Source organism: Halospeciosus flavus, from assembly GCF_029814175.1.
GTDB lineage: Archaea > Halobacteriota > Halobacteria > Halobacteriales > Halobacteriaceae > Halospeciosus > Halospeciosus flavus.
In genome coordinates this window covers 2,933,299-2,954,549 of the sequence record NZ_CP122312.1, presented here as the reverse complement: position 1 = coordinate 2,954,549, position 21,251 = coordinate 2,933,299, and the positions used below count along the sequence as shown (strand labels likewise).

Below are 21,251 nucleotides of genomic sequence, written 5' to 3'. Positions count from 1 at the left end.
CGACGGCTCCAGCGACGTCTCTACCTACACCCTCCTCCAGGGTGTCGATTTCCCCTATCTACGTAGACGCCGATCTCCTCCGAGGCTATGTATATAGACACACCGGGCGGACAGACGGATGACCTATACCGTTCGAGGGCGTTTGGCACCCATGAACGAGACAGGAGGGTCCGTTCGGTTCGTCGGACCGGACGGCGGAGCGCTCGCCACGATGGCCGAGCGATTGGCGAACCGTCGATCGTTCGGGTTCGAGGTGACCCACGAGACGGACGCCGCGGACGCCGCGGACGCCGCGGACGCGCCGACGTATCTCGACGACGTCACCTGCGTCGTGAGCGCCGCCCGCCTCTCCGACCGAAGTGGTCTCGACCTGTTCGACGCGGTTCGGTCTCGGCGGCCAAACCTCCCGTTCCTCCTCTTCGTCGGCGGGGACGGGGGCGACGCGAACCTCACGAGTCGCGCGCTCGACGCCGGCGTCACCGACGTCGTCCGGTCGGATTCGCCCGAGGCCGAGGCGCTCCTCGAACGGCGGGTCACGAACGCCGTCGAGAAGTACCGTGCCGAACGGACGACCGAACGCGGGACGCGCGCCATCGAGACGGCCCGAGAGGGTATCAGCCTGCTCGACGAGGACGGACGGTTCTCCTACGTGAACCCGGCCTACGCGGAGACGTACGGGTACGACACCGAGGAACTGCTCGGCGAGCACTGGGAGACGCTCTACCCCGAGGGGCAGTCGGACCGCGTCAGAGAGACCATCCTCCCGGCGGTCTCCGAATCGGGGACGTGGGAGGGGGAGACGACCGGCCGCCGTCGCGACGGGTCGACGTTCCCCGAGCGCCACACGCTGGCCGAGACGCCGGACGGCGGGTTCGTCTGCGCCGTCAGCGACATCTCCGAGGAGAAGCGACGACTCCGGACGCTCCACGAGCGCGAACGCTTCCTCCGACGACTCTACGAGGTGACGGCCGACACGGAGCGGGACGTCGAGTCGAAACTCGACGCGCTCCTCGACCTCGGGCGGGAGCGATTCGACGTCGACCTCGGTGGCTTCGCCCGCATCGACTCGGACGAGGACCTGTTCCGCGTCGAGTCGGTCCGCGGGGACCACGACGACCTCGTGGCGGGTGCACAGGTCTCGCTCTCGGAGACGTACTGTCGACTCCTGGCCGACACCGACAGCCCGGTCACCGTCTCCGACCCGGTCGCGGCGGGGTTCGGCGACGCGGCGTGTTTCCGAGAGTTCGGCGTCGAGTCCTACCTCGGGACGAAGGTCGTCGTGGGCGGCGAGGAGTACGGGTCGCTGTTCTTCGTCTCGACCGAAGAGCGACGGTCCTTCGACGACACCGAGCGCGCGACGCTCGACCTGATGGGCGAGTTGGTCCGCGCGGAACTCGAACGTGACCACTACGAACGCCGACTCGAATCGCTCACCGCGGTCACGCGGGACCTGATGAGTGCCGACGACGAGGCGGACCTACACCGCCGCATCGTCACCGACGCGGCGCCGCGACTCGACTTCCCCCACGTCGCGCTCGCGGGTCTCGACGACGACGGGTCGCTCGGTATCGTCGACCGGACCGACGCGCTGGCAGGGCAGTCGCTCGCCCCACTCTGCCGCAACGAGGGGGTCGGGTGGCGCGCCCTCGTCGAGGGCGACCTACAGACGACCGACGACCCCGGAGTTCCGGAACTCGGCGGCGTCACCGCCGTCCCGCTGGGTAACCACGGCGTCCTCCTCGTCGGCCGCGAAGCGGGGTGTAGCGACGAGGACGTCGAGTTCGTCAGGGCGTTCGCCTCCAGCGTGGAGACGGTCTTCGACCGCCTCGACCGCGAGCGCCTCCTCCAGCAGCGCGAGGAGCGACTCAGCGAGCAGAACGAGGCTCTCGAACGTCTGAACCGCGTCAACGACATCATCCGGAGCATCGACCAGGGGCTGGTGAGCGCGACCTCGCGCCGCGAGATCGAGGAGGTCGTCTGTCGACACCTCGGCGACCGCGGCCCCTACGAACTGGCGTGGATCGGCGAACGCGACGAGACGTCGAACGAGGTCGTCCCGCGGGCCTGGCACGGCAACGAGAAGGGGTACCTCGACGAGTCGACGTTCACCGTCGACGGCGCCCCGACCGGCGAGGGCCCGGCCGGGCGCGCGCTGAAGACTCGCGAACCACAGGTCATCGACGACATCCTCACCGACCCGTCGTTCGACCCGTGGCGACAGGAGGCGCTCAACCGCGGCTACCGCTCGTGTGCCGCCCTGCCGCTGACTTACCGGCAGTCCGGCTACGGCGTCCTCACCATCTACGCCGGACGACCCGACGCCCTCTCGGGGCTCGAACGCTCGGTCCTCACCGACCTCTCGGAGACCATCGCGTACGCCATCGACGCCATCGAGACGAAACGCTCTCTCGTCAGCGACCGGGTCGTCGAACTCGAGTTCGGTCTCGTCGACCTCGACGTCGTCGACCTGGCGCGGGAACTCGACGCCGAACTCACGGTCCGGAACGTCGTCGCGCGCTCCGACGGCGGCCTCCGCGCGTACGTCTCGGTCGACGGCGCGTCGGGAGCGACGTTCGAGAACGCGTCCCCGCGCCGAACGGTCACCGACTTCGACGTCGTCGCCGAGCACGAGGACTCCTGTCTGTTGGAGGTTCGGTTGACCGACGAGAGCGTCCACGCGCGCGTCCTCGACCACGGCGGGGTCGTCCAGGGAATCACCGCGACACCGACGGGGGCGACGGTCGACGTCACCCTCTCGACGTCACGGGACGCCCGCGAGTTCGTCGAGACGTTCAGCCGACACTACCCCGACGCGGAACTCCTCGCCAAGCGCGAACGCGAACGTGAGGGCGAGCGTCCCGTCGAGTTCCGCTCGCGGGTCGCAGACGACCTCACCGACCGCCAACTCGAAGCGCTCCAGACCGCCTACTTCAGCGGGTTCTTCGCGACTCCGCGCCACCGGACGGGCACCGAGATCGCCGAGTCGCTCGGCGTCTCACAGCCGACGTTCAACAGCCACCTCCGGGCCGCCCACCGGAAGGTGTTCGACCGCCTGTTTGCGGAGTCCGGCGTCGGCGCCGACACCGACGCCGACTGAGCCGCGCACTGTGGCGGGGTGGCACACCCCTGCACAGTCTCAACAACCTTATGTGGGCCGTTGGCCGTAATTCGCCCTATGAGTACCATCACCGTCACGCTCCCCGACGGCTCCGAACTGGAGGTCGAGGAGGGTGCGACGGTCGAGGACGTGGCGTACGAGATCGGTCCCGGACTCGGCCGTGACACCGTCGCGGGGAAACTCGACGGCGACCTCGTCGCCAAGGAGGAGGAGGCCTACGACGGCGCGGCCGTCGAGATCGTCACCGAGGACTCGGAAGCGTACCTCGACGTGCTCCGGCACTCGGCCGCCCACGTCTTCGGGCAGGCGCTCCAGCGTCTCTACCCCGAGGCGAAACTCGCCATCGGCCCGTCTACCGACGACGGCTTCTACTACGACGTCGCGAACGTCGACCTCGACGAGGACGACCTCGCCGACATCGAGGCGGAGTGCCACGACATCATCGACGCCGACTACGACATCGAGCGCGTCGAGGTGCCCCGCGAGGAAGCCCTCGAAGCGTACGAGGACAACCCCTACAAACAGGAGATTCTGCAGGACGAGGCGGCGGGCGAGGACCCCGTCACCTTCTACGAACAGGACGACTGGCGCGACCTCTGTCAGGGTCCGCACGTCGACTCGACGGGCGAAATCGGCGGCTTCACGCTCCTCGAAGTCTCCGGTGCCTACTGGCGCGGCGACGAGGAGAACGACATGCTCACCCGCGTCTACGGGACCGCCTTCCCCACGGAGGAGGAACTCGAACAGTTCCTCGACATGCGCGAGGAGGCCAAGGAGCGCGACCACCGCAAACTCGGCCGCGAACTCGACCTCTTCAGTATCCCGGAGGTCACGGGACCGGGCCTGCCGCTCTACCACCCGAACGGCAAGACCGTCCTGCAGGAACTCGAAGACTACGTCAACGACCTGAACCGCGACGCCGGCTACGACCAGGTCGAGACGCCCCACGTCTTCCGCACGGAACTCTGGAAGCAGTCCGGACACTACGAGAACTACAAGGACGACATGTTCCTCCTCGACGTCAACGAGGAGGAGTACGGCCTGAAGCCGATGAACTGTCCGGGCCACGCGACCATCTTCGACCAGGACACCTGGAGCTACCGCGAACTCCCCGTCCGGTACTTCGAGAACGGGAAGGTCTACCGCAAGGAACAGCGCGGCGAACTCTCCGGCCTCTCGCGGGTGTGGGCGTTCACCATCGACGACGGCCACCTGTTCTGTCGCCCCGACCAGATCGAAGCGGAGGTCACCCAGATCATGGACATGATCTTCGAGGTCATCGAGAACTTCGACCTCGACGTCGAGGTGGCACTCGCCACCCGACCCGAGAAGTCCGTCGGTAGCGACGAAATCTGGGAGCAGGCCGAGTCCCAACTCCGCGACGTGCTGGAGGACGGCGGCTACGAGTACGACGTCGAGGAGGGCGACGGCGCCTTCTACGGGCCGAAGATCGACTTCGGCTTCGAGGACGCGCTCGGCCGCGTCTGGGACGGTCCGACGGTCCAACTCGACTTCAACATGCCCGAGCGCTTCGACCTCTCCTACGTCGGTTCGGACAACGAGGAGCACCGCCCGGTGATGATTCACCGCGCGCTCTACGGCTCCTACGAGCGCTTCTTCATGGTGCTCATCGAGCACTTCGACGGGAAGTTCCCGCTCTGGCTGGCGCCCGAGCAGGTCCGCGTCCTCCCCATCTCCGACGACAACCTCCCCTACGCGAAGCGCGTGGCTGGCGAACTCTCCTCGAAGGGCTTCCGCGCCGAGGTCGAGGAGCGCGACTGGACCATCGGCAAGAAGATCCAGCAGACCCACGAGGACCGCGTCCCCTACATGGTCGTCGTCGGCGGCGACGAAGAAGAGTCGATGACCATCTCCGTCCGCGACCGCAAGGAACGCGAGGCCAGCGACGTCGAACGCGAGGACTTCTACAGCCACCTCGAAGACGAACGCGACGAGAAGCGGACCGAACCCGACTTCCTCGCGGAGTAAGCCGACTCGGCCGCACTCGTTTTCTCACACGTCGGAAACCGTGAACCCCATGACCGGGCGGGCCGTCGTCCGTCGTGTGCTCGACCGGTACCGTGAATCCGAGCGAACCCTCGGTCTCCGCCTCGCGGCGTACGTCGCCGCCCACATGGGCGGTCTCGCCCTCCTCGCCTGGGCGACCGGCCGGCCGCTCCTCCTGCCGAGTCTCGGTCCCTCGGCGTACATCCTCGCGAGTCGGAAGACACAGACCGGTCTCATCCGCGAGACTGTCGGCGGGCAGGCCATCGGCGCCATCGCGGCCTACGCCTCGGTTCTCGTCCTCGTCGGACCGCTCGAACAGGTCCGCATGTTCCCGGCGTTGACGACCGTCGGCCTCCTGCAGGTCGTGGCCGTCGTCGTGGCCGTCGTCACGGCGACGGTCGGGATGTCCGTCTTCCGCGTCCTGCACGCGCCGGCCTACGCGACGGTCCTCATCTTCGCCCTCGGCATCCCGCAGGGCGCGATGGCCGTCCCGATATTCCTCGCGGCCGTCGTCGGGATGGTCGCCGTCCACGAGGTGCTCCGCCGTGTCGTCTCGGTCGTCCCCGCCGAGTGACCACTTTCACCCCCCGCTCCCGTTCTCGTTTCCGTTCCCGCCGCTCCCGCCCTCGCCTGCGGCCTCCGTCTCGCCCCAGTCGAAACTCTGCGAACGGTCGGTCTCCCGGAGGATGAACGGGCCGATAGAGAGTGTCCGCTTGGTGACGGTCACGATACGCAGGATGTACGAGAGCAGGAAGGCGAACGGGAGCAGCGAGACGGCGACGGCCGCGCTCACGACGACGACGAGCGTCCGGACCCCCAGGACCGTCCCCGGGAACAGCGACGGTTCGAGGTAGAGGATACCCGTGACGGCCGTCGCCAGCGCGGGAATCGACGCGTAGAGCATCGTCCGAGAGAGGTCGATGAGCGCCCACTGGAAGTAGAGCGTCTTGAAGTGCTCGCGGGCGGGACCGAACAGTTCGAGCGCGTCGACGAGTTCGTCGAACGCCCCCCGCGCCTCGTCGGTGAGCACGTCCTCGTTCTCGGCGCGGATCCGCCGGGCGGCGTACAGTTTCCACGAGTAGTTGTAGTTGAGCGCGGAGAACACGACGTCGAACTCGCCGAACTGCGAACCTTCGAGGTTCCGCTGGACCGACTCGGCGTTCTCGCGGAGGTTGTCGAGGAAGGTCTCGACCTGCTCGTTCAACCCGGCGTCCTCGACGTCCTCGATGGCCTCGGAGAGCGCCTCCGCGCGGCGCTGGGTGAGTTTGACGAGCGAGCGGAGGAACGCCGACGGCTGAGCGGGGCTGACCGGTTCCTCGATGACGTCCTCGACGTCCTTCCGGAACGACATCGCACCCTCCATGCGCTCGCGCTGGTCACCGACCGGTCCCTGCTCCTGCGAGAGGACGAGTTGGCTCAACGTCAGGACGAGCGTGACGCCCGTGATGATGGAGCCGAGTAGTCCCTGGAACAGCGTCTCCAGCGGGTCCTCCTGGGCGAAGAGCGTCGGCGTCGGAATCGGGTGGAACTGCCCGACCACGACCAGGGCGAGGAAGACGGCACCGACGATGCCGCCCGCGACGAGGGTGCGGTCGGCGTCGAGCAGCAACCAGAACTTCCGGCTGCTCTCGGGCACCCGCTCGCGCATCGTGTCGCTCGGTCGTTCACTCCCCTCGTCCGCTTCTGCGTCCTCGTTCCCGTCCCCATCGGCTCCCTCCGACATGGACGAACCAACGCCCGGAGACGCGGAAAGAGGTAACGGCCGCGGTCGCGGCCACAGTCGCGGCGGCTACGTCCGGTCGTCGCTCCCGGCCGCGCTCTCGTCGTCCGCGTCACCGCCCTCCACCTCGCGCTCCGTGCCGTACTCCTCGCGTAACGTCTCCAGTTCCGTCTCGACCTCGCGTTCGCGGCGGACCTCGCCCAACTCGGCCTCGACGTCGTCCTCCGCGAGGGGGTCGCCGAGCGCGCCGCGTTCCTCCAGTTCGTCGAGGGCCTCCGCACGCGCTTCGAGTTCCTCCGTGCGCTCCTCGGCGCGCTCGACCGCCTCGTCGATCTCCCGTGTCCCCTCACCGACACCCGTCACCGCCTCGCTGGCAGTCTTCTGTGCCTCGGCGGCGCGGTGACGGGCCTTCATCGTCTCCTTCTTCGTACGGAACTCCTCGACGCGCCCTTCGAGGTCGCGTTTCTTCTCCTCCAGGTCGCGCTGGGAAGCTTCGAGGTCCGCGATCTGCTCGTCGAGGTCGTCGATCTGGTCGAGTTTTCGGTTCTTCTTCTCCAGCGCGCGGCGGGCGAGGTCCTCGCGGTCCTGACGCATCGCCTCGCGGGCCTGTTCGTTGTGTTTCTCGACGTTGCGTGCGAGGCGCTCGCGCTGTTTCTCCAGGCGTTTCTTCTGGGCGGTGAGGTCGGCGAGACCGCGTTCGACCTCCCGGAGTTGGTCTTTCAGTCGCTCGTAGGAGTAGTCGAGCGACTCCTGTGGGTCCTCGCTGCGCGAGACCACCGCGTTGAGCTTCGAGCGGACGACGTAGGAGAGGCGTGAGAGCAGTCCCATACACCTACTCTCGGGCGGAGCGGACAAAAAGCTCGGTCCCACCCGCCACAACCACTTTCCGGTGTCCGGGTGGAGCATCGTGTATGTCACAGGAGACGGTCACCATCTCCGGAGAGCGGACCATCGAAGCGACGCTCGACACGCCCGAGACGGAGACCGACGCGGTCGCCGTCGTCGCACCGCCCCACCCCGTGAAGCGCGGCGACCGCGACGACCCCCGTCTGAAGGCCATCCGCGACTACCTCCTCGACCACGACGTCGCGGTCCTCCGCTTCGACTACGCGGAGTGGACCGAGGGCGAAGGCGAAATCGCCGACACCTACGCGGCGCTCAGTTGGGCGGCCGAGCGTTACGACCAGGTCGGCCTGACTGGCTACAGTTTCGGTGCGACCGTCGCGGCGCTCGCGGCCGCCGACGTCGACGAGGACTCCGCAGTCGGCCAGCGCCTCGTCGCCGTCTCGCTGCTCGCCGTGGACGTCCGTATCGGCGACCAAGACGAGTTCGACGCCGCCGACGCACTCGAAGACATCGACGTGCCGGTCCGCGTCGTCTACGCCTCCGAGGACGACCGCGTCCGCTGGGAACCGGTCGTCGAGCGCGCCCGCGAACTCAACCTCGAGGAGAACAACGTCGACACGGGCCACTTCTTCGTCGGGAGCCTCGAAATCGCGGGCCGCAAGGCCGGCGAGTTCCTCGTCGAGCACGCCGAGTGAGGCGTCCGCGGTTCCGGCAATCGTGTGCACTGTCCACACACCTTTATCGGGCACGCACGTAGCGACGACTCCATGTCGGAACTGACGGTCGAACCCGCAGCACAGGTACCCGCAGACGCCCGCGTCCACCACGTCGACGAACTCGACGAGGCCGCCCAGACCCGCCTCCACGCCATCCTGCACGGCGAGGTCGACGCCGTCGACGCCGAGGTGGCGACCCTCGACGAGGGCGACGTCGTGAAGTTCACCGACTACTACGAAGTCCGCCAGCGCTGCTGAACCTTTACCTTCTCGCCGGACGCACCACCCGCGTATGCCCGAGGATACGGTCCTGATTCCCGGCGCCCGTGACGTCGAGGCGACGCTCGACACGCCCGACGGTGGGGCCGACGCGTGCGTCGTCGCCTGCCCGCCACACCCACAGCACCGCGGCCACCGCGGCGACCAGCGCCTCCGTGCCGTGAGCGACTACCTCGGCGAGCGAGGCGTCGCCTGCCTCCGCTTCGACTACGGCGCGTGGGACGAGGGACTCGGCGAGCGCGAGGACGCCCGCAACGCCGTCCGGTGGGCCGCCGACGAGTTCGAGCAGGTGGGACTGTTCGGCTTCTCCTTCGGCGGGGCGATCGCGGCACTCGCTGCCGCCACCGTGGACGTCCCGCTGGCGGCCGTCTGCCTGCTCGCGCCGACCGCCGAAGTCGAGAGTGGACTCGACGCCGCGAGCGCGCTGGCGGACGTGGACGCACCGGTCCGCGTCGTCTACGGGAACCGGGACACGACGGCCGACTGGGAACCGGTCGTCGGGCGCGCGCGGACGCTCGGCCACGACGTGGTCGAACTCGACGGCGACCACTTCTTCGTGGGCAAGACCGACCACGTCGCCGAGGCGGTCGGCGAGTTCCTCCTCGCGCACCTCGCCTGAGGGGGCGTCGCGTGCCACGGGGTGGCAACCGCCCGCGCGTCCCGAAATCGTTTTCCCCCGTCCTGCCGGAGACACAGTATGCCGAAGGAGACCGGCTACGACCCCTCACTGGGGAGTAAGTTCGTTTTCGTTACAGGGGGTGTGATGTCCGGCCTGGGTAAGGGGATCACCGCCGCGAGCCTGGGTCGCCTACTGACCAACGCCGGGTTCGACGTGACGGCCGTCAAGGTCGACCCGTACCTCAACGTCGACGCCGGGACGATGAGTCCCTACCAGCACGGCGAGGTGTACGTGCTGAAAGACGGCGGCGAGGTCGACTTGGACCTCGGGAACTACGAGCGCTTCCTCGAGTCCGACATGACCTCCGACCACAACGTCACCACCGGGAAGGTGTACCAGGAGGTCATCGAGCGCGAGCGCGCCGGTGACTACCTCGGGAACACCGTCCAGGTCATCCCGCACGTCACCGACGACATCAAGCGCCGCATCCGCGAGGCCGCCGAGGGTACCGACGTCTGTATCGTCGAGATCGGCGGCACCGTCGGCGACATCGAGGGGATGCCCTACCTCGAAGCCCTCCGTCAGTTCTCCCACGAGGAGGACGACGAGGACATCCTCTTCACCCACGTCACGCTCGTCCCCTACTCGAAGAACGGCGAGCAGAAGACCAAACCGACCCAACACTCCGTGAAGGAACTGCGGAGTATCGGTCTCCAGCCAGACATCCTCGTCGGCCGAAACCCCGACCCGCTCGAAGACAGCGTCAAGGAGAAGATCGCGCTGTTCTGCGACGTTCCGACCGACGCCGTCTTCTCGAACCCCGACGTCGAGGACATCTACCACGTCCCGCTCGTCCTCGAAGAGGAGGGTCTCGACGAGCACGTCATCGAGCGCTTCGACCTCGACGACGAGGCGCTCCCGCGAGAAGAGCGCTCGACCGAGTGGCGCGACCTCGTCACCCGCGAGCGTGAGGGGAGCGTCGACGTCGCCCTCGTCGGGAAGTACGCCCTGGAGGACGCCTACATGTCCATCCACGAGTCGCTGAAGCACGCCGGTCTCCACGAGCGCGTCGAAGTCAACACGCTCTGGGTCGACTCCGAGAAGATGCACGACGAACACCGCGAGCGCCTGGAGTCGGCCGACGCCGTCGTCGTCCCCGGCGGGTTCGGTTCCCGCGGGACGAAGGGCAAGATGGAGGCCATCCGCTACGCCCGCGAGAACGACGTCCCCTTCCTCGGACTCTGTCTGGGTTTCCAGATGGCCGTCGTCGAGTACGCCCGGAACGTCCTCGGCCTCGAGGACGCCCACTCCTCGGAGATCGACGAGGAGACCGACCACCCCGTCATCGACCTCCTGCCCGAGCAGTACGACCTCGAAGACCTCGGCGGGACGATGCGACTGGGCGCCCACGAGACCGAGATCGAACCCGGAACGCTCGCCCACGAACTGTACGAGGACACGTCGTGTACCGAGCGCCACCGTCACCGCTACGAGGTGAACCCCGAGTACATCGACGACCTCGAAGCCGAGGGTCTCACCTTCTCCGGGAAGGCCGGCAACCGCATGGAGATCCTCGAACACGACGACCACCCGTTCTTCTTCGGGACGCAGTTCCACCCCGAGTTCCGTTCGCGACCGGGACGTCCGAGTCCGCCGTTCGTCGGACTGCTGCAGGCGATTCTCGAAGACTCCGAACACGAGGTGACCGCATAATGGTGAACGTAGACGAATTCATCGACGAAGCGACCGCAGAGATTCGCGAAGAACTCGGCGACTCCACCGCCATCATCGCCCTCTCCGGGGGTGTCGACTCCTCGACGGCCGCCGCACTCGCCTACGAGGCCGTCGGCGAGCAACTCGTCCCCGTGTACGTCGACACCGGGTTGATGCGCAAGGGCGAGACCGACCAGATCCGCGAGGAGTTCGACTACATGGACAGTCTCCGCATCCTCGACGCGGAAGAGCGCTTCCTCGACGCCCTCGCCGGCGTCACCGACCCCGAGAAGAAGCGCAAGATCATCGGCGAGCAATTCATCCGGGAGTTCGAGGTCGTCGCCAACGACGTCGACGCCGACTACCTCGTCCAGGGGACCATCTACCCCGACCGTATCGAGTCGGAGGGGAACATCAAGTCCCACCACAACGTCGGCGGTCTCCCCGAGGCCGTGGACTTCGAGGGCATCGTCGAACCGCTCCGCGACCTCTACAAGGACGAGGTCCGCGAGGTCGCCCGCGAACTCGACCTCGAGGAGGTCATCGCCGAGCGGATGCCGTTCCCCGGTCCCGGCCTGGCCGTCCGCGTCGTCGGCGAGGTCACCCGCGAGAAGGTCCACGTCGCCCGCGAGGCGACCGCCATCGTCGAGGAGGAACTCGAAGCGTACGAACCGTGGCAGGCGTTCGCCGCCGTCCTCGGGAAGGCGACGGGCGTGAAGGGCGACAACCGCGTCCACGGCCACGTCGTCGCCGTCCGCTCCGTCGAGTCCCGCGACGGCATGACCGCGCGCGCGCAGGAACTCGACTGGGAGACGCTCCAGCGCATCCAGTCGCGCGTCACCGGCACCATCGACGAGGTCTCGCGCGTCGTCTACGACGTGACGCACAAGCCGCCGGCGACCATCGAGTACGAGTAACCGTCGTCAGCCACCGAGCGTCGTCGACGTCTCGCCGCCGACCGTTTTTACTGCGACCGACGTCTCTCCCGACCCCTGCCAGCGGTGTCTCCACGTCCACTCGCGGGTCTCGCCCGGCGGGACGTCGAGTGCGAACGCCTTCGTCACCGAGAAGTGGACGTTCACACAGCCTCGGAACGTCTCCGCGCGCTCGCCCGCGTTCCGGACGCGGACACGGACGGTGAACGTGTCGCCCGACCCGTCCGAATCGCTGCTCACGTCGACGACCAACTCTTGGACGTCGAACGACGGTGCGGGCGCGGCGAGGTTAGCGAGGACGTCCTCGGGGAGTCGCCACACCGCCGTCTCGTCCTCGTGGCCGAGGCGGATCCGGCCGTGTCCCTCCTCCGTCTCCCCGACGAGCGGGAAGCCGACCCACCCGCGACCGGTGTCGGCGTCGTACGCCCGCCCGACGCCCTCGATCTGTGGGTGGAGTCCGCTCGGACTCATCGTCCCGAGGTACCGTCGACCCTCGACGCCCGTCGGGCCGACCTGGAGGTCGAAGGCGCTCGGGTCGACGGTCCCACCCTCGGTCTCGGCGACTGCGAGGAGGTACTGGGTCCCGCCGTGACCGGCCACGTCGAGCGTGTCGAGCAGCGGGTAGACGATGGACTCGCGCGCGAGGGCGTCCGAGACGGTGACGGTCGCGTCGCCGACGGAGACTGATTCGCCGACGGCGTGGGTTTCGACGGTCGTGGTCCGGGTGCGACCACCGCCGAACGGGTCGTCGGCGGGCCAGTCGCGGGACTGACAGCCGGCGAGCGCGGTCGCGATGCCGAGCGCGCCGGTCCGGAGGAGGGCGCGACGTGACGGAGCGGGCATGCGTGTGTGTGCCGGTCGAACCGGCATAAGCCTTCTACGGGGCTGGGCGTTCGCCGGACCGGCGAGTGTGTTCCGCGTGGGACGCCAACTACTTGGTGGGGCGTCGCGTCTGAGTATATAAGGAGAACGTCCAGTTCTCGTGTTTTACCATGAAGGCAATCGTCATCGGTCCCGACCGGGGACTCGGTGAAGCACTCGAAGCGGCCGGCGTCAGCGTCGAACGCATCGAAGGAATCGGCAGCGGCCAAGCGATGGAGGAGGTCGGCATCGACGACGCCGACCTGCTCGTCGTCACGAACGTCGAGGAGGCGACCAGCGTGCCCATCGCGCTGGAGCGCAACCCCGACCTGCGGACGGTCGTCTACTCGCCGGACTCGGTCCCCGAGTTCGTCCGCGGGCAACTCGACTTCGCACTCGACCCCGACCTCCTCGGCCCGGTGACGGTCGCCGAGGAGTTGACCGGGACGGCCGAACAGTAACGACAGTTAATCCGGGTTAATCGGGGTGAAACCCGCCCGAAACTCCGTTTTACGGTCTCGACAGTTGAAGTGGATACGGTCCCGAGTGGGAGGTGTGATGAAGTTCAGAACCGTCGCGCTCGTCACGCTCGTATCGTTGTTCGCCCTGACCGGTGGCGTCGCCGCGACGCCCGGACAGGGGAGCGGAAGCGGCGACGCGGACGCCGGCACGCCCGGAGAACTCCCTGGCCCCGTCCCTGACTTCGTTGGCGACATCCACGACGCCATCTCGAAGTTCGTGAACGGCACGCTCGACAGCCTCGGTGACACGGTGAGCGGTCTCGCCGGAGGCGACCACGCTGGCGGTGACGGCGCGGGCAACGAGTCCGGGAACGCGAGCGCCGCGTAATCTGGAACCCGACCCATTAACCCCCGGGCGCTGTTTCGTCCGGGTATGACGCTCGATCGCTACGCAGACCTCGACCTCGCGCCGCAGACCGGTGAGGTCGAGACCGCGGAACTGTACTTCTCCGAAGACATGCTCGTCAAGGCGTTCGCGCTCGGCCCCGGCGCCGAGGTCGAACCCCACGAACACGGCGACCAGACGAACGCCTTCCACGTCTTGGAGGGGGAAGTCGTCGTGGTGCAGGGTGACGACGAGGAGACCGTCGCGGCGCCCGGCGTCGTCGTCCACGAACGCGGCGTCCCCCACGGCGCCCGCAACGAGGGCGACGACGTAGCCGTGTTCACGGCGACGATGGGCCCGATGGGCGGCGAGTAGTCAGTCGTCGAGGCGGACGGCCTCCGGACGTTCCGCGAACGCGTCGTCGCCCGCGCGCTCACTGGCCCCGTCGTCGGTCTCGTCCTCGCCACCTCCGCCGTCCCGGCCCCGGCCGTCGACCAGCGCCGCGTAGGGACTGACGTGCTCCCAGCAGGCGAACGTCGACACGCGGCCGGCCGCGAAGAGGTAGAAGTCGGCCGACTCCGGACAGACGACACACCCCGGCGTCCCCTCGACGCCGTCGAGCGCGTCGGCGAGGGCGTCGGCGGCGTCCGTATCTTCGGCCGGGGTTTCCGGGGTGTCGGCGGCCATACGCCGGATTGGGCGGCTTCGTTCTTAAGTATCCGGCCCGACGTGCCGGCACCTCGGCACTGGCTCACTCCCGGAGGCGCTGGAGGACCGGCATCGCGTCGATCTGCTCGTCGCTCAACGCGTCCCAGTCGACGCCTCGCGGTTTCTCGTACGGTGTCTCCGTCTCGACGGTTCGGCCCGGGGTCACGACGAGGGCCATCGGGACGTCGTGGGCGTCGGGGGCCGGCGCCTCGGCCTCGTCGACGACCTGCAGTTCGTGGACGGTCGTCGCGACCGGGGTCGACTCGTGGACGGCGCCGAGTTCCCGGAGGACCGCGAACTCCAGGTCGCTGAATCCCTCTCCCTTGCCGATTCGGGCGCCGTCCTCGGTAACGGCGACGCTTCCCGAGACGACGAGGTCCACGTCGGGGAGCGCGTCCGGGCCGACCTGCGTGGCGTAGTCGTCGACGTTCGAGAGGGCGGGCGCCCGGTCGCGCTCGTCCGGCGGGATCTCCGCCGGGTCGAGTTCGAGGAAACACTTCTCCTCGCGGAGGCGCGGCACCGCCATGTAGACGGTCTTGCCGTCGTGGAGGGCGCGACGGCGCACCGGCAGTTGGGGCGCGTCGGGGTTCGCCTTCACCACCTCGGCGTCGGCCCACACCTCGGTGTCGGCGAGTCGCTCGGCGGCCACCTTCGCGCCCGCGAAGTTCGGAATGCGACCGTGTGGTGGGAACGGGAAGCGCGCCTCGCCCGCGTCTTCGAGTGCGTCCCACACTCGTTCGCGGACGGCCTGTTTGTCCGTCATTCCTCGTCGGCGTCGTCCCGCCGGGCCAGCCCCGCGAGGTGGGGCGCCTCGGGGACGATGATCTCCTCGGCACCGAGGGTGGCGGCGTTCTCGCTCCCGGGGAGACAGAAGACCGGGACCTCGTCGCTGACGCCGCCGAGCGCGCGCGTCCCGACGACTCGCGTCCCGATCTCGTCGTACGAGCGGTCGCGAAAGAGTTCGCCGAATCCGGGGAGGTCCTTGTCGAGGAGGGGGCGAACCGCCTCGACGGTGACGTCGTCCGGTGTGACCCCCGTGCCACCAGTAGTGACGACGACGTCCACGTCGTCACGTGAGACGAGACGGTCGACGATGGACTGGATCCGGTCGTAGTCGTCGCCGACGAGTTCACGGGTCGCGACGGTGTGGGCCCCGTCTTCGAAGGCGGACGCGATGGCGTCGCCGCTCGGGTCGTCGTCGAGCGTCCGCGAGGAGGAGACGGTCACGATACCCACTCCGACGTCCGAGAGGTCGTGGTGGTGGTGCTCGTGGTCGTCGTGTCCGTCATGCTTGTGCTCGTGGTCGTCGTGATCGTCGTGACCGTGCTCGTGTCCGTTGTGCTCGTGATCATCGTGTCCGTCGTGACCGTGGTCGTCGTGGTTCTCCGTCTGTTCGTCGGTGTCGCCGGTGTCGTCGGCGTCGTCGGCGTCGTCACTCCGGATTCGTTCGTCGCGGCGGGTGTCGCGTGACTGGAAGTCGACCATGTCGGCGGTTTCGGTGTCGCGGGGCAAAAGCCCACGCCTCGCGGCCGGCGACACGTGTGCGAGTTTCTGACAACCATAGAGTTTTACTCCCGTCCGTTCACTCACCACCCATGCAAGCGGTCCAGTTCACGGAACACGGCGACACGGACGTCATCGAGTACGGCGACTTCCCCGACCCCGAACCCAGCGACGACGAGGTCCTCGTCGACGTGAAGGCGGGCGCGCTCAACCACCTCGACGTGTGGACGCGAAAGGGTCTCCCCGGCATCGACCTGGAGATGCCCCACATCCCCGGGAGCGACGCGGCGGGCGTCGTGACGGAGGTCGGCGAGGACGTCACCCGTTTCGAGGAGGGCGACCACGTCGCCGTCTCGGCCGGCGCGTTCTGTGGCGAGTGTGAGTTCTGCCGTCGCGGCGACTTCCCGCTCTGTGTCGAGTTCCACATCATCGGCGAGCACGTCCGCGGCGTCCACAGCGAACTCGCGGCCGTCCCCGCACAGAACCTCGTCCCCGTCCCCGACCACGTCGACTGGGAGACGGCCGCCGCGGCGCCACTCGTCTTCCAGACCGCGTGGCGGATGCTCCGCAACCGTGGCGACCTCAAGTCCGGCGAGGACGTCCTCGTCCTCGGTGCGAGCGGCGGCGTCGGCCACGCCGCGGTCCAGGTGGCCAAACACGCCGGCGCGACCGTCTACGCGACGGCCTCGACAGACGAGAAACTGGAGTACGCCGAGGAACTCGGCGCCGACCACGTCATCAACTACGAGGAAGACGACTTCGCCGACGAGATTCGCGACCTGACGGGCTACCGCGGCGTCGACATGGTCGTCGACCACGTCGGCGGGGAGACGTGGCAGGATTCGCTGGCGTCGCTCGCGAAGGGCGGCCGCATCGTCACCTGCGGTGCGACCACCGGCGGCCGACCGAAGACGGACATCAACCGCATCTTCTGGAACCAACTCGAAGTCATCGGGTCGACGATGGCGACACCGGGCGAAGCCGAAGACGCCCTCGAACACGTCTGGGACGGCACCTTCGAGGTGCGCGTCCGCGACACCCTGCCGATGAGCGAGGCCGCCCAGGCACACGAACTGCTGGAGAACCGAGAAGGCTTTGGGAAGGTGGTGGTAAAACCCGACAGCGAACTCTGAATGGTCCAGTCCCACGAGCCCCCGGACGCGACGACGGAATCGGCCCTCTCGAACCGCCAGCAGTGGCTGATGGTCGCCGTCCTCGGCCTCTCGGGGCTCGTGGTCCCCCTGTTCATCTACGCCGGCGTCGCGGGCGGCCCGTCGATGTTCGGCCTCCCCTGGGTCGACACGCTCGTCGCCCTGCCGATGGTTCCCGCGCTCCTGCTCGGGGCCGTCGGCGTCTGGTCGGCCGTCCGGCGCTGACCGACCGCTACCACTCGATCTGTTCTTCGTCGCGCCAGAACTTCCCCGAGGGACCGTCGCGGAAGCGCGCCAGCCACACCGGCGTCTCGGCACCCTCCTCGGGAGTGCGCTCGGCGCCCTCCGTCGCGAGGTCCGTCTCGACGTGGCCCGGACACGCCGCGTTGGCGACGAGCCCCTTCTCCGCGTACTCGGCGTCGAGGTAGCGTGTGAACCCGTTGAGTCCGGTCTTGGAGACGCGATACGCGGGCGCGCCGTCGCCCATATCGTGGATGGCCCCCATCCCGGAAGAGACGTTGACCACGCGGGGGTGCTCTTGCTGGAGCAAGAGCGGGAGCGCGTGCTTGCAGACGAGCATCGGCCCGCGGAGGTTCGTCGCGAGCGTCCGGTCGATGGTCTCCACCGACTCCGAGACGATGGTCTCGCCGAACTCGCCGACGCCGGCGTTGTTGACGAGGACGTCGAGGCGGCCGGTCTCCTCGAAGATTCCGTCGACGACCGACTCGATATCCCCCTCCTGGGTGACGTCGAGGAGGACGCGTTCGGTCCCGTCGGGTGTCTCCTCCTGCATACTCCGCGAACCGGCGTACACCGTCGCGCCGAGGTCCCGGAGTCCCCGGGCGATTTCGGCACCGATTCCCCGGTTCGCGCCCGTGACGAGCGCGACCTGTCCGTCGAGGGAGTCGTAGAGGTCGGGCATACTCTCACTTCTGGTGCCGGCCCTAAGTCAGTCGCGGACCGCCACGTCGTCGCGAACGAACTCCTCGCCGGTCCACCGCCACGCGTCGCAGATGGCCGTCGACCCCGCGAGCGAGACGAGCAGGTAGTGATAGCCCTCCCACGTCGCCTCGCGGCGGTCGCGGTCGCTCAGGTGTGGCGGTCCCGCGGGGTGGGAGTGGTAGAAGCCGACGACCTCGCGACCCGCCTCCTCGATGGACTCGATCAGGTGCAGGAGGTCCGCCGGGTCGATCTCGTAGGCGACGCGAGGTGCGTCGGCGGCGTTGTGCGCTCGGTGGACCGAGACGGCACGGGCGACGCCCGACTCGGGGTCGCGCTCGCCGGCGAGCACCCCACAGGCTTCGAGCGGGGCGTCCTCCCGGGCGTGTTCGAGGACCGCCTCGTAGACGTCGGCCGCGAGGACGAGCATACCCGACGTAGGGAGGGCGCGAAGAAAAAGTGGGCGACCTCGGGTGTGCCGACTCGCTACGCACGTTCCGAATCGTGCTGCTCGCGTGTCGGTCGCTTTACTCCCTCCCGCTCGCCGTTCCGAGATTCTCACTCGCTACGCTCGTTCCGAATCTCGCTACTCCCGCTGGTCGAGCGGTTCGTTCCCCTCGAAGTCGCGGCGCATCGCGATCTCGAACCACGGGCAGAGCCGGAGTTGGCGGTAGTAGCGCGGGTTCTCGTAGAGGTCCTCGTAGTCGACCCACACGACGCCCTCGACCTCGTCCTGGTCGCGGTCGAAGGAGGTGTCGTGGAGGGTCGCCTGCAGGACGGCACAGACCTCCCACTCCAGCCCTTCGTCGAGGTAGCGACGCTTGTACTCGAAGCGGTCGGTCACTTCGAGGTCGTCGTACTGGTCGGGCGTGATGCCGAGTTCCTCTTCGAGGCGCTCGCGGGTGGCCTCCTTCTGGCTCTGGCCCTCGACGGGGTGGGAGGCGACGGTGCCGTCCCAGTACGTGTCCCAGAGGCGCTTGCGGCCGGCGCGCTGGGCGAGCATGATCCGGCCGTCCTCGTCGAACAGCAGACAGGTGAACGCGCGGTGGCGCGTCCCCTCGCCGGTGTGGGCGTCGAGACGGTTGACGAGGCCGACGGGTTCGTCGTCGGGGTCGACGGCGACGACGTCCTGCTCTGCGTTCTCGAAGGTCTCCTCGGTCCGTGCGTTCTCGAACGCCTCGTTCTGGGCGTCCTCACCGTCCGCGTCGGCGGTGTCGCTCATACAGTGAGGGAGGGGGAGACGCTACAAATGGCTTCTCACTTCCGGCGTCGGCCGCTCGGCGACTCAGCCGAGGCGCTCGTCGAGGATGAGGCGGGTCTTCGTGTTCACGACCTCCTCCTGCTCGCGTGCGCGTGTGATGAGTTCGTTCACCCGCTGGGTGTCCGCGGCGTCGACGACCAGGACGATGTCGAGTTCGCCCGACACCTGCCAGACGAAGTCCACCTCGTTCCAGTCGGCCATCCGCTCGCCGACGTCGTGGGTGTCGACGTCGACGGCGACGCTCACCTCGATCATCGCCTTCACGTTGCCCGTCCGCGTCGCGATCGTGAAGCGCTCGATGGTCCCCTCCTCCTGCAACCGGTCGACCCGATTCCTGACCGTCCCCTCCGAGACGCCGAGTTCGTCGGCGATTTCGGTGTAGGGCGTCCGGGCGTCGCGTCGGAGGACGTCCAGGATCTGCCGGTCGATCTCGTCCATATCACACGAATGCACTTCGGGAGTATAGTGATTACGAAATTCGTAACTTCGTTACGAAAGCAAGGCTTATGTGCGGTGCGTACGTCGAATCTCGTAATGTCGGACGCCTACCTCGCCCTCGAAACGGGGGACGTAGTCGAAGCACGCGCGCGCTCACCCGGCGCGGCACAGGGAGAGCTCGTGTTCACGACCGCCTACACGGGGTACGAGGAGTCCCTCACGGACCCCTCCTACGAGGCGCAGGTCCTCACCTTCGCCTACCCGCTCATCGGAAACTACGGCGTCCGAGAGGAACGATTCGAGTCGGATCGCGTCCACCCCTCGGCCGTCGTCGCCCGCGAACTGACCGACGACGTCGCCGAGTGGCTCGAGAGCGAGGGCGTCCCGGCCGTCGACCACCTCGACACCCGCGACCTCGTCCTCGACATCCGCGAGGGCGGCGCGATGAAGGTCGGCATCTCCGCCGGACCCGACGCCTCCCCCGAGGAGGCCAAAGAACAACTCGACGGCTGTCCGCACATGTCCGACATCACGGACATCGGCGCGCAGGTCAGCGTCGACGAACCCGAGTTCCACCCCGGGACCGGACAGGCGACCGAGGCCACCATCGCGCTCGTCGACTGCGGTGCGAAAGGATCCATCGTCGACTCCCTGACCGCCCGCGGCGCGGACGTCCACGTCCTCCCGCACGACGCCACTGCCGAGGACGTCGACGCCGTCAGTCCCGACCTGCTGTTCGTCTCGAACGGCCCCGGTGACCCCGAGAACTTCGAGGCCACACAGGCGCTCGTCGAGTACTACGCCGGCGACCTCCCCATCGCGGGCATCTGTCTCGGCCAGCAGGTCGTCGCGAACGCGCTCGGTGGCTCCACCGAGAAGATGGAGTTCGGTCACCGCGGCGTCAACCAACCGGTCCGCGACCTCCGCACCGACCGCGTCGTCATGACCACGCAGAACCACGGATACACCGTCGCCGAACCGGGCGACCTCGAAGTGACGCAGATCAACGTCAACGACGACACCCCGGAGGGACTCGACAGCGCGGAACTCGACATCATCACTCGCCAGTACCACCCCGAAGCCCACCCCGGTCCCCACGACTCGCTCGACTTCTTCGACGACGTCCTCGGTCTCTGCGACCCCGACCAGGAAGTCGCACTCGCCGACTGAGTCGCTCCGTTCTCCGCCTTCGCCGGTCACGCTTTTGTCCCCGGCGCCCGTCTTCCGAACCCGTGACCAGTTCCGACGACACCGACCAGCGATCGGTCGGTTCGGGTAACTCGCTCACGTTCACCGAACTGCACGCCGCAATCCTCGGGACGGTCGTCGGAGTGTTCGGCGCGTTCGTCTTCGCCCGCGGCTTCCGGACCGTCGGCGTCGCCCTCGGCGCCGCGTTCGTCGGGTTCGTACTCGGATTCGATCTCCGTGGACGCGCCGAGTCGCGCGTCGAACCCCGCGTCGAGGCGGCCGAACTCGTCCTCCAGCGCGAACCGTGGTACGCTCTCGGCGCGTTCGTCGTCGCCGGCGCCCTCGTCCTGTTCGCCCTGTAGCGACTGCTACTACCACAGATTCGGTCGACTTCGTCTTCGGC

25 protein-coding genes are annotated in these 21,251 nt (G+C 68.0%); 15 read left to right on the top strand and 10 right to left on the bottom strand.

Annotated features, from left to right (window positions below):
* Nucleotides 1-151 precede the first annotated feature (151 nt).
* The 3 genes from P0Y33_RS15630 (at nt 152) to P0Y33_RS15620 (ending at nt 5,699) form a co-directional block, all read left to right on the top strand.
* A complete protein-coding gene (locus tag P0Y33_RS15630; RefSeq protein ID WP_279528316.1) occupies nt 152-3,097 on the top strand; it encodes a bacterio-opsin activator domain-containing protein in 2,946 nt (981 codons plus the stop codon).
* Nucleotides 3,098-3,175: 78 nt separating this feature from the next.
* Nucleotides 3,176-5,107 carry a threonine--tRNA ligase gene (gene thrS, locus P0Y33_RS15625; protein ID WP_279528315.1) on the top strand — a complete coding sequence of 644 codons (1,932 nt, stop codon included), beginning with the start codon at nt 3,176-3,178 and terminating at the stop codon, nt 5,105-5,107.
* Nucleotides 5,108-5,156: 49 nt separating this feature from the next.
* Nucleotides 5,157-5,699: an HPP family protein gene (locus P0Y33_RS15620; RefSeq protein ID WP_279528314.1), complete on the top strand. Its 543-nt coding sequence runs from the start codon at nt 5,157-5,159 to the stop codon at nt 5,697-5,699.
* Between the two features lie 6 nt (nt 5,700-5,705).
* On the opposite strand, the gene P0Y33_RS15615 is transcribed toward P0Y33_RS15620, so the two are convergent.
* Both P0Y33_RS15615 and P0Y33_RS15610 read right to left on the bottom strand, forming a co-directional pair.
* Complete coding sequence (locus tag P0Y33_RS15615) at nt 5,706-6,848, bottom strand: hypothetical protein (RefSeq protein WP_279528313.1); 1,143 nt, start codon at nt 6,846-6,848, stop codon at nt 5,706-5,708.
* Nucleotides 6,849-6,914: 66 nt separating this feature from the next.
* Complete coding sequence (locus P0Y33_RS15610; protein ID WP_279528312.1) at nt 6,915-7,673, bottom strand: PspA/IM30 family protein; 759 nt, start codon at nt 7,671-7,673, stop codon at nt 6,915-6,917.
* A gap of 83 nt (nt 7,674-7,756) precedes the next feature.
* On the opposite strand from P0Y33_RS15610, the gene P0Y33_RS15605 reads away from it, so the two are divergent.
* The 5 genes from P0Y33_RS15605 (at nt 7,757) to guaA (ending at nt 11,935) form a co-directional block, all read left to right on the top strand.
* Entirely contained in the window at nt 7,757-8,386 is a 630-nt protein-coding gene (locus tag P0Y33_RS15605) for an alpha/beta hydrolase (RefSeq protein WP_279528311.1), read from the top strand.
* Between the two features lie 72 nt (nt 8,387-8,458).
* Entirely contained in the window at nt 8,459-8,665 is a 207-nt protein-coding gene (locus P0Y33_RS15600; protein ID WP_279528310.1) for a hypothetical protein, read from the top strand.
* A gap of 34 nt (nt 8,666-8,699) precedes the next feature.
* Nucleotides 8,700-9,305 carry an alpha/beta hydrolase family protein gene (locus tag P0Y33_RS15595; protein ID WP_279528309.1) on the top strand — a complete coding sequence of 202 codons (606 nt, stop codon included), beginning with the start codon at nt 8,700-8,702 and terminating at the stop codon, nt 9,303-9,305.
* Between the two features lie 78 nt (nt 9,306-9,383).
* Nucleotides 9,384-11,018: a CTP synthase gene (locus P0Y33_RS15590; protein ID WP_279528308.1), complete on the top strand. Its 1,635-nt coding sequence runs from the start codon at nt 9,384-9,386 to the stop codon at nt 11,016-11,018.
* Entirely contained in the window at nt 11,018-11,935 is a 918-nt protein-coding gene (gene guaA / locus P0Y33_RS15585; protein WP_279528307.1) for a glutamine-hydrolyzing GMP synthase, read from the top strand. Before P0Y33_RS15590 ends, guaA begins: the two co-directional genes overlap by 1 nt.
* 6 nt (nt 11,936-11,941) lie before the next feature.
* On the opposite strand, the gene P0Y33_RS15580 is transcribed toward guaA, so the two are convergent.
* Nucleotides 11,942-12,796, bottom strand: a complete 855-nt coding sequence (locus tag P0Y33_RS15580; protein ID WP_279528306.1) for a DUF4352 domain-containing protein — start codon at nt 12,794-12,796, stop codon at nt 11,942-11,944.
* A gap of 149 nt (nt 12,797-12,945) precedes the next feature.
* Here P0Y33_RS15580 and P0Y33_RS15575 point away from each other — a divergent pair, with 149 nt between their 5' ends.
* From P0Y33_RS15575 to P0Y33_RS15565, 3 genes are all read left to right on the top strand, one after another.
* Nucleotides 12,946-13,275, top strand: a complete 330-nt coding sequence (locus P0Y33_RS15575) for a DUF7126 family protein (protein WP_279528305.1) — start codon at nt 12,946-12,948, stop codon at nt 13,273-13,275.
* 97 nt (nt 13,276-13,372) lie between these two features.
* Nucleotides 13,373-13,663 (top strand): hypothetical protein, encoded by a 291-nt coding sequence (locus P0Y33_RS15570; RefSeq protein WP_279528304.1) that lies wholly within the window; start codon nt 13,373-13,375, stop codon nt 13,661-13,663.
* A 45-nt stretch (nt 13,664-13,708) separates the two neighbouring features.
* Nucleotides 13,709-14,035, top strand: coding sequence for a cupin domain-containing protein (locus tag P0Y33_RS15565; RefSeq protein ID WP_279528303.1), 327 nt, complete (start codon nt 13,709-13,711; stop codon nt 14,033-14,035).
* Here P0Y33_RS15565 and P0Y33_RS15560 read toward each other — a convergent pair whose 3' ends face one another.
* From P0Y33_RS15560 to P0Y33_RS15550, 3 genes are all read right to left on the bottom strand, one after another.
* A complete protein-coding gene (locus P0Y33_RS15560) occupies nt 14,036-14,347 on the bottom strand; it encodes a hypothetical protein (protein WP_279528302.1) in 312 nt (103 codons plus the stop codon).
* Between the two features lie 64 nt (nt 14,348-14,411).
* Nucleotides 14,412-15,131, bottom strand: a complete 720-nt coding sequence (locus P0Y33_RS15555) for a 5-formyltetrahydrofolate cyclo-ligase (protein WP_279528301.1) — start codon at nt 15,129-15,131, stop codon at nt 14,412-14,414.
* The gene (locus tag P0Y33_RS15550) at nt 15,128-15,853 is read right to left on the bottom strand and encodes a MogA/MoaB family molybdenum cofactor biosynthesis protein (RefSeq protein WP_279528300.1); all 726 of its coding nucleotides are present in this window, start codon (nt 15,851-15,853) and stop codon (nt 15,128-15,130) included. The genes P0Y33_RS15555 and P0Y33_RS15550 overlap by 4 nt, the downstream gene beginning before the upstream one ends.
* A 110-nt stretch (nt 15,854-15,963) precedes the next feature.
* Here P0Y33_RS15550 and P0Y33_RS15545 point away from each other — a divergent pair, with 110 nt between their 5' ends.
* Nucleotides 15,964-17,004 (top strand): zinc-binding dehydrogenase, encoded by a 1,041-nt coding sequence (locus P0Y33_RS15545; protein ID WP_279528299.1) that lies wholly within the window; start codon nt 15,964-15,966, stop codon nt 17,002-17,004.
* Nucleotides 17,005-17,247: a hypothetical protein gene (locus tag P0Y33_RS15540; RefSeq protein WP_279528298.1), complete on the top strand. Its 243-nt coding sequence runs from the start codon at nt 17,005-17,007 to the stop codon at nt 17,245-17,247.
* A gap of 7 nt (nt 17,248-17,254) precedes the next feature.
* Here P0Y33_RS15540 and P0Y33_RS15535 read toward each other — a convergent pair whose 3' ends face one another.
* From P0Y33_RS15535 to P0Y33_RS15520, 4 genes are all read right to left on the bottom strand, one after another.
* The gene (locus tag P0Y33_RS15535) at nt 17,255-17,944 is read right to left on the bottom strand and encodes an SDR family NAD(P)-dependent oxidoreductase (protein WP_279528297.1); all 690 of its coding nucleotides are present in this window, start codon (nt 17,942-17,944) and stop codon (nt 17,255-17,257) included.
* A 27-nt stretch (nt 17,945-17,971) separates the two neighbouring features.
* Nucleotides 17,972-18,391: a desampylase gene (locus P0Y33_RS15530; protein WP_279528296.1), complete on the bottom strand. Its 420-nt coding sequence runs from the start codon at nt 18,389-18,391 to the stop codon at nt 17,972-17,974.
* 156 nt (nt 18,392-18,547) lie between these two features.
* A complete protein-coding gene (locus P0Y33_RS15525) occupies nt 18,548-19,183 on the bottom strand; it encodes an isopentenyl-diphosphate Delta-isomerase (RefSeq protein WP_279528295.1) in 636 nt (211 codons plus the stop codon).
* A 63-nt stretch (nt 19,184-19,246) separates the two neighbouring features.
* The gene (locus tag P0Y33_RS15520) at nt 19,247-19,660 is read right to left on the bottom strand and encodes an Lrp/AsnC family transcriptional regulator (protein ID WP_279528294.1); all 414 of its coding nucleotides are present in this window, start codon (nt 19,658-19,660) and stop codon (nt 19,247-19,249) included.
* Nucleotides 19,661-19,756: 96 nt separating this feature from the next.
* Here P0Y33_RS15520 and carA point away from each other — a divergent pair, with 96 nt between their 5' ends.
* On the top strand, nt 19,757-20,830 hold the full coding sequence (gene carA / locus P0Y33_RS15515; RefSeq protein ID WP_279528293.1) for a glutamine-hydrolyzing carbamoyl-phosphate synthase small subunit: 1,074 nt from the start codon (nt 19,757-19,759) through the stop codon (nt 20,828-20,830).
* 62 nt (nt 20,831-20,892) lie between these two features.
* Complete coding sequence (locus P0Y33_RS15510; RefSeq protein WP_279528292.1) at nt 20,893-21,210, top strand: hypothetical protein; 318 nt, start codon at nt 20,893-20,895, stop codon at nt 21,208-21,210.
* Nucleotides 21,211-21,251 lie beyond the last annotated feature (41 nt).

Coding starts and splice junctions, on each gene's coding strand:
- P0Y33_RS15630 (WP_279528316.1), top strand. CDS start 152: ATGAACGAGACAGGAGGGTCCGTTCGGTTCGTCGGACCGGACGGCGGA.
- thrS (WP_279528315.1), top strand. CDS start 3,176: ATGAGTACCATCACCGTCACGCTCCCCGACGGCTCCGAACTGGAGGTC.
- P0Y33_RS15620 (WP_279528314.1), top strand. CDS start 5,157: ATGACCGGGCGGGCCGTCGTCCGTCGTGTGCTCGACCGGTACCGTGAA.
- P0Y33_RS15615 (WP_279528313.1), bottom strand. CDS start 6,848: ATGTCGGAGGGAGCCGATGGGGACGGGAACGAGGACGCAGAAGCGGAC.
- P0Y33_RS15610 (WP_279528312.1), bottom strand. CDS start 7,673: ATGGGACTGCTCTCACGCCTCTCCTACGTCGTCCGCTCGAAGCTCAAC.
- P0Y33_RS15605 (WP_279528311.1), top strand. CDS start 7,757: ATGTCACAGGAGACGGTCACCATCTCCGGAGAGCGGACCATCGAAGCG.
- P0Y33_RS15600 (WP_279528310.1), top strand. CDS start 8,459: ATGTCGGAACTGACGGTCGAACCCGCAGCACAGGTACCCGCAGACGCC.
- P0Y33_RS15595 (WP_279528309.1), top strand. CDS start 8,700: ATGCCCGAGGATACGGTCCTGATTCCCGGCGCCCGTGACGTCGAGGCG.
- P0Y33_RS15590 (WP_279528308.1), top strand. CDS start 9,384: ATGCCGAAGGAGACCGGCTACGACCCCTCACTGGGGAGTAAGTTCGTT.
- guaA (WP_279528307.1), top strand. CDS start 11,018: ATGGTGAACGTAGACGAATTCATCGACGAAGCGACCGCAGAGATTCGC.
- P0Y33_RS15580 (WP_279528306.1), bottom strand. CDS start 12,796: ATGCCCGCTCCGTCACGTCGCGCCCTCCTCCGGACCGGCGCGCTCGGC.
- P0Y33_RS15575 (WP_279528305.1), top strand. CDS start 12,946: ATGAAGGCAATCGTCATCGGTCCCGACCGGGGACTCGGTGAAGCACTC.
- P0Y33_RS15570 (WP_279528304.1), top strand. CDS start 13,373: ATGAAGTTCAGAACCGTCGCGCTCGTCACGCTCGTATCGTTGTTCGCC.
- P0Y33_RS15565 (WP_279528303.1), top strand. CDS start 13,709: ATGACGCTCGATCGCTACGCAGACCTCGACCTCGCGCCGCAGACCGGT.
- P0Y33_RS15560 (WP_279528302.1), bottom strand. CDS start 14,347: ATGGCCGCCGACACCCCGGAAACCCCGGCCGAAGATACGGACGCCGCC.
- P0Y33_RS15555 (WP_279528301.1), bottom strand. CDS start 15,131: ATGACGGACAAACAGGCCGTCCGCGAACGAGTGTGGGACGCACTCGAA.
- P0Y33_RS15550 (WP_279528300.1), bottom strand. CDS start 15,853: ATGGTCGACTTCCAGTCACGCGACACCCGCCGCGACGAACGAATCCGG.
- P0Y33_RS15545 (WP_279528299.1), top strand. CDS start 15,964: ATGCAAGCGGTCCAGTTCACGGAACACGGCGACACGGACGTCATCGAG.
- P0Y33_RS15540 (WP_279528298.1), top strand. CDS start 17,005: ATGGTCCAGTCCCACGAGCCCCCGGACGCGACGACGGAATCGGCCCTC.
- P0Y33_RS15535 (WP_279528297.1), bottom strand. CDS start 17,944: ATGCCCGACCTCTACGACTCCCTCGACGGACAGGTCGCGCTCGTCACG.
- P0Y33_RS15530 (WP_279528296.1), bottom strand. CDS start 18,391: ATGCTCGTCCTCGCGGCCGACGTCTACGAGGCGGTCCTCGAACACGCC.
- P0Y33_RS15525 (WP_279528295.1), bottom strand. CDS start 19,183: ATGAGCGACACCGCCGACGCGGACGGTGAGGACGCCCAGAACGAGGCG.
- P0Y33_RS15520 (WP_279528294.1), bottom strand. CDS start 19,660: ATGGACGAGATCGACCGGCAGATCCTGGACGTCCTCCGACGCGACGCC.
- carA (WP_279528293.1), top strand. CDS start 19,757: ATGTCGGACGCCTACCTCGCCCTCGAAACGGGGGACGTAGTCGAAGCA.